We start from the raw sequence: 7644 nt of genomic DNA, 5'->3' as shown, positions 1-7644 counted from the left end.
GGTGGGGCTGCTGTTGCCGCTGGGGCTGCAGCCGGGGGTGTAGCCGCTGCCGGTGGTGGGGCTGCTGTTGCCGCTGGGGCTGCAGCCGGGGGTGTAGCCGCTGCCGGCGGCGGCGCGGCATCCTGGTCCGCAGGCTGCGCCTGCCAGACGTGACTACATTTTGCGCAACGTACCTTTCGGCCTTCGGGTGGGAAGGCCGCCTTGATTTGGTACCGGGTTCCGCACGCCGGACAAATAATTAGTGTCGCCATTTTGATTGCCGCAATCGCCCACTACACCGTGAATATGTGGGACGCCCCATTCGGTTACGCTCTAGCATTGATACAGGACGGAGAGTTCAGCATAAAGTGCCAGTATTCGGCAATGTTAAGAGGCGCAAGGAAGTCGGGTGATCCGCTTTGACAATGTCGGGCTGCGATATGGCTCAGGTCCGGAAATCTTGCGCGATGTCACTTTTCACGTGCACCCAGGCTCCTTTCACTTCCTGACAGGACCATCTGGTGCCGGGAAGACATCATTATTGCGTCTTCTTTTTATGTCGCTACGTCCTAGCCGAGGGTTAATTTTCGTCTTTGGTGAGAATTTAGCTGATTTGGCGCCCGCGGGACGGGCAGCCCTCAGGCGCCGAATCGGCATTGTTTTTCAGGATTTTCGGCTGTTGGACCACCTCACCACCTGGGAAAACGTGGCACTGCCCTTGCGCGTTATGGGCCGGAACGAGAGCGATTATGCCGACGACGTGACCGATCTGCTGCATTGGGTCGGCCTCGGAAATCGCATCCACGCCTATCCCGAGACCCTCTCAGGGGGCGAAAAACAGCGCGCGGCGATTGCCCGGGCCGTTATTGGCCGCCCCGAACTGCTCCTGGCCGATGAGCCCACGGGCAATGTGGATCCGGCAATGGGCGATCGCTTGCTGCGTCTCTTCGTCGAACTCAATCGGCTGGGCACGTCTGTCATTATCGCCACCCACGACTATGGGTTGATGGAACAGCTTGAGGCACCGCGACTCATGCTCCAAGAGGGGCAGCTCCAGGTCGGCGCGCCCCAAATCACCGCCCGGTAGGTAAAAGCAACGTGACGTTCCTCAGCGATATCAAGGACTATCCCTGGACCAGCCTGCTCGCCGGCGTTCTGCCGGCCCGGCTCGCCGCGCGCCTGCCAAAAAGCTTCCAGGCGCCCTCCTCGCAGATCGTCCCGCCCGCGTCCGTCGCCGGCCGGGCCCTGACGATCGTGATCGCCATCATGACATTCCTGGCCTGCCTGACCGCCGGCGGCGTCTACATGGTGCATCAGTCCGCCAGCGCGTGGGTCGACGATATCGCCAGCGAGGTCACGATCGAGCTAAATCCCCTGGAAACCGCGGACATCGAGAAAAAGATGACCCTGGTGGCCCTGTTCCTAGCAAAGCAACCCGGCGTGGCCCGCGTGAAACCCATGAGTGCGGACGATTCGGCCAAGCTTCTCGAGCCGTGGCTTGGCTCAACCGCCGCTCTTTCGGCGCTGCCGGTGCCACGCCTGATCGCGGTGGAGATCGACCGGTCGGAACCGCCCGATATCGAATCCATCCAAAACGCGCTCACGGAGAACTTCGAAGGGGTCACGCTCGACGATCACAGACGCTGGCAATCCGAAATCAAGCTCATCACGCGATCGACCGCACTCGGCGGCATCGCGGTCCTGGCGCTCGTCGCCGCAGCAACCATCGCCGTCATAGTCTCGGCCACGCGGAGCGCCATGGCCACAAATCGCGAGATCATCGAGGTGCTGCACTTTGTCGGTGCGAGCGACCGCTTCATATCGCGCGAGTTTGAGCAGCACTTTCTTGGTCTTGGCGTCAGGGCTGGCCTGGTCGGCGCCATCGCGGCGGCCGTTACCTTTATGCTAATGCCCTTCCTGCTGTCGCTCCTCGGCGGCGGGTCTGTCACGGAAGCGGAAACCCGCCGTCTGTTAGGAAATGGCGAACTCGATCTCGGCGGCTATTTTCTTCTGGCGCTGACGGTCGTGGTGGTCGCTGCGCTCTGCATGGTCACCTCCCGGCTTGGGGTCTTTCGCGTACTGAAAACCCATGCTTGAACGCAAGTGAGTGTGTTAGCTCCTATTGGGTTGGCCCGGTCGGTAAAGTGCATAGGCTGCGCGACGCAAGGTGTCCGGAGTATTTCTTGAACAAGAGTATCGACATAGACGGTGACGAGAACGCGGAGGACCGCACGAAGCACTTCCATCGCTTCCGCGGCCCAATTGGCTTCGTCCGCCTCGTGTTCGACGCGACGATATTGCTGCTGGTCATGCTGATCATAGGCTTCATCGTGTTCGCGAACGGGCTTGCCCGGGAGCCGAAGGAACCGCCCCATGCGACGGACGGAATCACGGTTCTGACGGGCGGAGTCTCCCGCATCGACGACGCCATGAGGCTGATGGCGCGGAAGCAGGCGCGGCGCGTGCTGATCACCGGCGTCAATCGCGGCACGAGCCTGGAGCAATTGAAGGGGCTCAGCACCATTGGCCCACAATATTTCGACTGCTGCGTAGATATCGATAAGGTCGCACGCAACACGATCGACAACGCGACCGAGACGGCCCGCTGGGTGACCTTGAACGGCTATGGGTCGGTGATCGTCGTCACGTCCAACTATCACATGCCGCGCGCGCTCGCCGAGCTGGAGCGCGCCATGCCCGGGGTCAATCTCGTCCCCTATCCGGTTGTGGACAACAATGTGGAAGTCGCGCGCTGGTGGGAATTTCCCGGTACCACAAAGCTGCTTTTGTCCGAGTACCTGAAATACCTGCCCGCGCTCGGACGGCTCTGGGCGACAAATTTCGTGCGCGTTGCGCTCCCCGGCACCTCGGTGCCGCCAGAGGACGAACCCGAACCGTAAGTGACATGGTCCGCTCCCTCGTTTTCGGCTTTCTGTTCTACGTCACGGCCGCGCTCTTCGTGACCCTGGGACTCCCGTTCCTCTTCACGCCGCGCAAATGGTCCATGGCGGCCTTCAAGGTATATGCCCGCACCGAACTTTGGCTCCTAAAGCACATTGCCGGTCTCGATTGCGAGGTCCGCGGCCTCGAAAAATTGCCCGCCCCGCCGTACCTGGCCGCCGTGAAACACCAGTCGGCCTGGGAAACGTTTGCGCTGATTCCACTTTTTCGCGATCCGACGCTGCTGATGAAACGCGAATTGTTCTGGATTCCGGTTCATGGTTGGTTCTCCCGAAAGTTCCAGATGATCCCCGTGGACAGGGACAAGGGACCGGCAGCCCTCCGTAATATGCTGCGCCACGCGAAGGACCGCGCCGCCCAGGAAAGGGAGATCCTTATCTTTCCCGAGGGCACCCGCCGGCCCCCTGGCGCACCGCCCGCCTACAAGACGGGAATCGTGCTGATCTACAAAGCGCTCGACCTGCCGTGCGTGCCTATCGCCTTGAATTCCGGCATGTTTTGGCCCCGGCGGTCCTGGTACCGCAAGCCTGGAACCGTAATCGTGGAAATTCTCGATCCGATCCCGCCAGGCCTACCGAAGGCCGAATTCATGAGCCGTCTGCAGACGGCCATCGAGACCGCCACGGACCGCCTGATGGCGGAAGCTACCGCCGCCAGAAAAAACCGTTAACTCCTTGTTAACACTTAAAAGCTTGACGCCGCACGTCGCTAAGTTCATACTTTGTTCCAGAAGCGAATAACGGACGGCGATGGCTTGAATTTGCGCTCGCTCAACCTATTTGAGTTAGTGTCACCAAGGTTAACGGGACTGATAGACGATGTGGACGAGCCCTTCAGACGCTCCTGAGTTTGCTACAACCGACACCACCTCCTGCGGTCCGTCGGAGGAGCCGGCTTTGGTGTGCGCCGAAGCCGCCTTCGACCAAGCCTTCCACTACTGGCGCGGCGCCTCGGGGCGACGGTATCTCCACAGCGTATATTCGCTCGTCGGCTGCCCGGCCCTGCCGCAAGCCAATTTTATCTTGGTACGGCGTCATGAGGACGGCTCGCGCGAGGCTCTGGCTTTCGGCAATACTAAGGACGGCGCCATGTCGCTGAATCTCGCCCGTCTGCGCCATGAAGGCGCGAAGATCGGCGCGAACGAAGTTCATATCCACCTTCTGGCTGATACGGCCCGGGCACGCACATTTGTCGAGGCTGATCTGACGGCCGCGCATCTGCATCAGCCGGCAGCTGCAGCGTAGACCCACATAAGTCTTTTCCAGACGTTTGGTCGCGAAGCGGCGGCACTTTACGTGCGCGAGAGCTTCTCCAGCCGTTCCTGCATGGCCTGAAGCTCAGCCTTCAGCTTATCGATATCATCCTCGGTTGGCTCGGCGGGTTTGGACGCTGGCGTCTCGCCGCTTGCAACGGCGTTCTCGTCCCCCTCCGAGCCCGCCCCTTCCGTCCCGTAGGGCGTGAACATGCCGAGCGCCTTCTCGAAGGCCTCGAAGTTCTTGCGCACCTGATCTTGCACAGCATCGAACGCCGCCGTCCCGAACGTGTTCGCAAAACGCCGCCGGTACTGCTCCTGCTGCTTGGTCAGCGAATCCAGGCTGAATTCTAGATAAGAAGGAACCAGTCTTTGCATACCGTCGCCATAGAAGCGGATGAGCTGACGCAAAAAGCCGATCGGCAGCAGGTTGGTGCCGCGGCTCTCCTGTTCGACAATGATCTGGGTCAGCACGGTATGCGTCAGGTCTTCGCCTGACTTCGCGTCGTAGACCACGAAGTCGCGCTCGGCGCGGACCATCTCGGCAAGATCCTCCAAGGTCACATAGGTGCTGGTATCGGTGTTGTAGAGCCTCCGGTTGGCGTACTTCTTGATGATAACCGGACGGTTCTCCTGGTTCGCATCCCTAGCCACGTGTCGTTTACTCCTAAACTCGGCCCGCGCCAGACGCCCTGGCCCGGATAGGACTCGGAACTCCAAAAATATGCAGTCCATGTCGCAGTTGCGAAAATAAGTAGCACGTCCAACGTGCGCGGGACCAGCGACTTTGCCGGACGCCTTAATTTGAAGCGCTTGTTTGTCTTTCCAGCTGCAATGCACTGCGGTATGACCGGGGGCGAGTTTCAGTCGGAGGACAGTATGAAAGAAGCAGAAATTGTAATTGTCGGCGCTGCACGGACACCGGTCGGATCGTTCGGCGGGTCCCTTTCGGCCGTTCCGGCCCACACCCTGGGCGAAACGGCCATCCGGGCGGCTCTAGAACGGGCCGGCGTTGATGCAGGCGACGTGGACGAAGTGATCATGGGCCAGGTGCTCACGGCCGGCGAAGGGCAGAACCCGGCCCGGCAGGCGGCCATGGCCGCAGGCGTGCCGCAAGAGGCGACCGCGTTCGGTATCAACCAGGTCTGCGGTTCGGGCCTACGCTCCGTCGCTCTAGGCGCCCAGCAGATTGCCCTGGGCGATGCGGACATTGTTGTTGCGGGCGGCCAGGAGAATATGAGCTCGTCGCCCCACGTTGCGAACCTGCGCAACGGCCACAAAATGGGCGACGTCAAGTTCATCGACACGATGATCAAGGACGGCCTGTGGGAAGCCTTCAACGGCTATCACATGGGTAACACCGCCGAGAACGTCGCCAAGCAGTGGCAACTGACCCGCAACGACCAGGACACCTTTGCCGTCGCCTCGCAGAACAAGGCGGAAGCGGCGAAGAAGGGTGGCAAGTTCAAGGACGAGATCGCAGCCGTGACCATCAAGACCCGAAAGGGCGAGGTGGTCGTGGAAGAGGACGAGTACATCCGAGAAGGCGCCACGGTCGATGGCATCGCCAAACTGCGACCGGCCTTCGACAAAGAAGGCACCGTGACTGCGGGTAACGCATCGGGCATCAATGACGGCGCCGCCGCCGTGGTCCTGATGTCTGCTGAGGAAGCTAAGAAGCGCGGTCTGACCCCACTCGCCCGTATCGCCTCTTGGGCGGTGGCTGGCGTCGATCCCACGATCATGGGTACCGGTCCCATTCCGGCCTCCCGCAAGGCGCTCGAGAAGGCCGGCTGGAAGATTGGCGATCTAGACCTGGTCGAGGCTAACGAGGCCTTTGCCGCGCAGGCCCTAGCCGTGAACAAGGACATGGGCTGGGACGGCGACAAGGTGAACGTCAATGGCGGTGCCATCGCCATCGGCCACCCGATCGGCGCCTCGGGCACCCGTGTGCTGGTTACGCTGCTGCACGAAATGCAGAAGGCGGACGCCAAGAAGGGTCTAGCCACGCTCTGCATCGGCGGTGGCATGGGCGTTGCGATGTGCCTTGAGCGCGGCTAATCCATCGCTCTTGAGCTTTGAGACGATTTCGTGTGGGGTGGCCTGAGCCGCCCCACACGTCGATTTGGCGCTTGCTCAATCCGGGCATGGGTCTGGCAGAGTTGAAGAAACAGGCGCGTAAGTGCGCCAAGGGAGGATGCTATGGGAAGGGTGGCTCTTGTCACTGGTGGAACGCGCGGCATTGGCGCGGCATGCAGCAAGGCGCTGAAAGACGCGGGATATTCAGTCGCCGCCAGCTATGCAGGCAACGACGAGGCTGCGAACGCCTTCAAGGCGGAAACCGGTATTCCGGTCTTCAAATGGGATGTCGGCGACTATGCCGCCTGTGAGAAGGGCGTTGCCGCAGTCGAGGCCGAAGTCGGCCCGGTCGACGTGCTGGTGAACAATGCCGGGATTTCCCGCGACTCGATGCTAAACAAGATGACCCCTGAGCAGTGGTCGGAGGTGATGCGCACCAATCTCGACTCCGTGTTCAATGTCACCCGTCAGGTCATCAACGGAATGCGCGAGCGTAAATTCGGCCGCGTTATCTCGATCTCCTCGATCAACGGCCAGCAGGGCATGCTGGGGCTCTCCAATTACTGCGCCGCCAAGGCGGGCATAATCGGCTTTACCCGCACGCTCGCGCTGGAAGGTGCGCGCAAGGGCATCACCGCCAACGCCATCGCACCAGGCTATGTGGCCACGGAACTGCTGGCCGGCGTGTCCGAGAAAGTGATGGAAGCCATTGTCGGCCAGATTCCGGTCGGACGCTTGGGCGAGGCCGAAGAGGTCGCACGTTGCGTGGTGTTCCTGGCCGCCGACGAAGCCGCTTGGATCACCGGCTCGACGCTGACCATCAATGGCGGTCAGCTTTCCGACTAACTGCTTCGCGCCGGGAACATTGCTTCCCGGCGCGGCTCTCAACGATCCGGCCCAAGACGTTTCGCGACACTCAAGGTTCACAGAGCATTATGGCACCCATCCCTCGGGGGCGAGTTCGAAGCCGTCGAAATGAAAGCCGGGCGCCACGGTGCACCCGGTAAGCGTCCAAGCCCCAAGGCTTTTCGCACTCTGCCAAGCATGCGCCGGCACGATGGCTTGGGGATGTTCCCCGCCGTACAGATCCGACCCCAGCGTGAACTCTTGAACCGCGCCGTTTTCGTCCGCGACTTTGAGCACCAGGGGCGCGCCGCCATACCAGTGCCAGACCTCGACAGAATCCACCCGATGCCAGTGCGAGACCTCCCCGTCAGCCAGTAGGAACAGGATCACCGTTGAATGGGCCCGCCCCTGGGGACCGGTCTCGTCGCGGAAGGTTTCCCGGAACCAGCCGCCCTCCGGATGCGGTTCGAGCGCCAGATGAGCGATCACCTCGACGGCGCTTCGGATCTCGGCGGGTGGCGTTCTGG

The 7644-nt window shown here is 61.4% G+C and carries 10 protein-coding genes; 7 read left to right on the top strand and 3 right to left on the bottom strand.

Annotation, left to right across the window (positions count from 1 at the left end; all coding sequences use genetic code 11):
* Positions 1–251: zinc-ribbon domain-containing protein (locus tag WBQ77_RS06175; RefSeq protein WP_424059395.1), on the bottom strand; the 251-nt coding region annotated here is incomplete at its 3' end.
* A gap of 137 nt (positions 252–388) precedes the next feature.
* Here WBQ77_RS06175 and ftsE point away from each other — a divergent pair.
* From ftsE to WBQ77_RS06150, 5 genes are all read left to right on the top strand, one after another.
* Positions 389–1066 (top strand): cell division ATP-binding protein FtsE, encoded by a 678-nt coding sequence (ftsE, locus tag WBQ77_RS06170; RefSeq protein ID WP_424043350.1) that lies wholly within the window; start codon positions 389–391, stop codon positions 1064–1066.
* 11 nt (positions 1067–1077) lie between these two features.
* The gene (locus WBQ77_RS06165; protein WP_424059393.1) at positions 1078–2076 is read left to right on the top strand and encodes a cell division protein FtsX; all 999 of its coding nucleotides are present in this window, start codon (positions 1078–1080) and stop codon (positions 2074–2076) included.
* An 86-nt stretch (positions 2077–2162) separates the two neighbouring features.
* Positions 2163–2879 (top strand): YdcF family protein, encoded by a 717-nt coding sequence (locus tag WBQ77_RS06160; RefSeq protein WP_424043345.1) that lies wholly within the window; start codon positions 2163–2165, stop codon positions 2877–2879.
* 5 nt (positions 2880–2884) lie between these two features.
* On the top strand, positions 2885–3610 hold the full coding sequence (locus WBQ77_RS06155; RefSeq protein ID WP_424043343.1) for a lysophospholipid acyltransferase family protein: 726 nt from the start codon (positions 2885–2887) through the stop codon (positions 3608–3610).
* A gap of 229 nt (positions 3611–3839) precedes the next feature.
* Positions 3840–4184, top strand: a complete 345-nt coding sequence (locus WBQ77_RS06150; protein ID WP_424059391.1) for a hypothetical protein — start codon at positions 3840–3842, stop codon at positions 4182–4184.
* A 47-nt stretch (positions 4185–4231) separates the two neighbouring features.
* Here the strand turns inward: WBQ77_RS06150 and phaR are convergent, their stop codons facing one another.
* Positions 4232–4846 (bottom strand): polyhydroxyalkanoate synthesis repressor PhaR, encoded by a 615-nt coding sequence (phaR, locus tag WBQ77_RS06145; RefSeq protein WP_424059389.1) that lies wholly within the window; start codon positions 4844–4846, stop codon positions 4232–4234.
* Between the two features lie 225 nt (positions 4847–5071).
* Between phaR and WBQ77_RS06140 the strand changes: the two genes are divergently transcribed.
* Together WBQ77_RS06140 and phbB are read left to right on the top strand one after the other, a co-directional pair.
* On the top strand, positions 5072–6253 hold the full coding sequence (locus tag WBQ77_RS06140) for an acetyl-CoA C-acetyltransferase (RefSeq protein ID WP_424059387.1): 1182 nt from the start codon (positions 5072–5074) through the stop codon (positions 6251–6253).
* Positions 6254–6394: 141 nt separating this feature from the next.
* Positions 6395–7117 carry an acetoacetyl-CoA reductase gene (gene phbB, locus WBQ77_RS06135; protein WP_424043336.1) on the top strand — a complete coding sequence of 241 codons (723 nt, stop codon included), beginning with the start codon at positions 6395–6397 and terminating at the stop codon, positions 7115–7117.
* An 87-nt stretch (positions 7118–7204) separates the two neighbouring features.
* Here the strand turns inward: phbB and WBQ77_RS06130 are convergent, their stop codons facing one another.
* A complete protein-coding gene (locus WBQ77_RS06130) occupies positions 7205–7624 on the bottom strand; it encodes a cupin domain-containing protein (protein WP_424043353.1) in 420 nt (139 codons plus the stop codon).
* Positions 7625–7644 lie beyond the last annotated feature (20 nt).

Source organism: Methyloceanibacter sp., from assembly GCF_049590335.1.
Taxonomy (GTDB): domain Bacteria; phylum Pseudomonadota; class Alphaproteobacteria; order Rhizobiales; family Methyloligellaceae; genus Methyloceanibacter.
Note: the sequence above shows the minus strand (reverse complement) of the source record. Positions and strands in the feature narration are given on the sequence as shown.

What these genes read in the sequence shown, in the direction of transcription:
- WBQ77_RS06155 (WP_424043343.1), top strand. Translation starts at nt 2,885, where the DNA reads ATGGTCCGCTCCCTCGTTTTCGGCTTTCTGTTCTACGTCACGGCCGCG.
- WBQ77_RS06140 (WP_424059387.1), top strand. Translation starts at nt 5,072, where the DNA reads ATGAAAGAAGCAGAAATTGTAATTGTCGGCGCTGCACGGACACCGGTC.
- phbB (WP_424043336.1), top strand. Translation starts at nt 6,395, where the DNA reads ATGGGAAGGGTGGCTCTTGTCACTGGTGGAACGCGCGGCATTGGCGCG.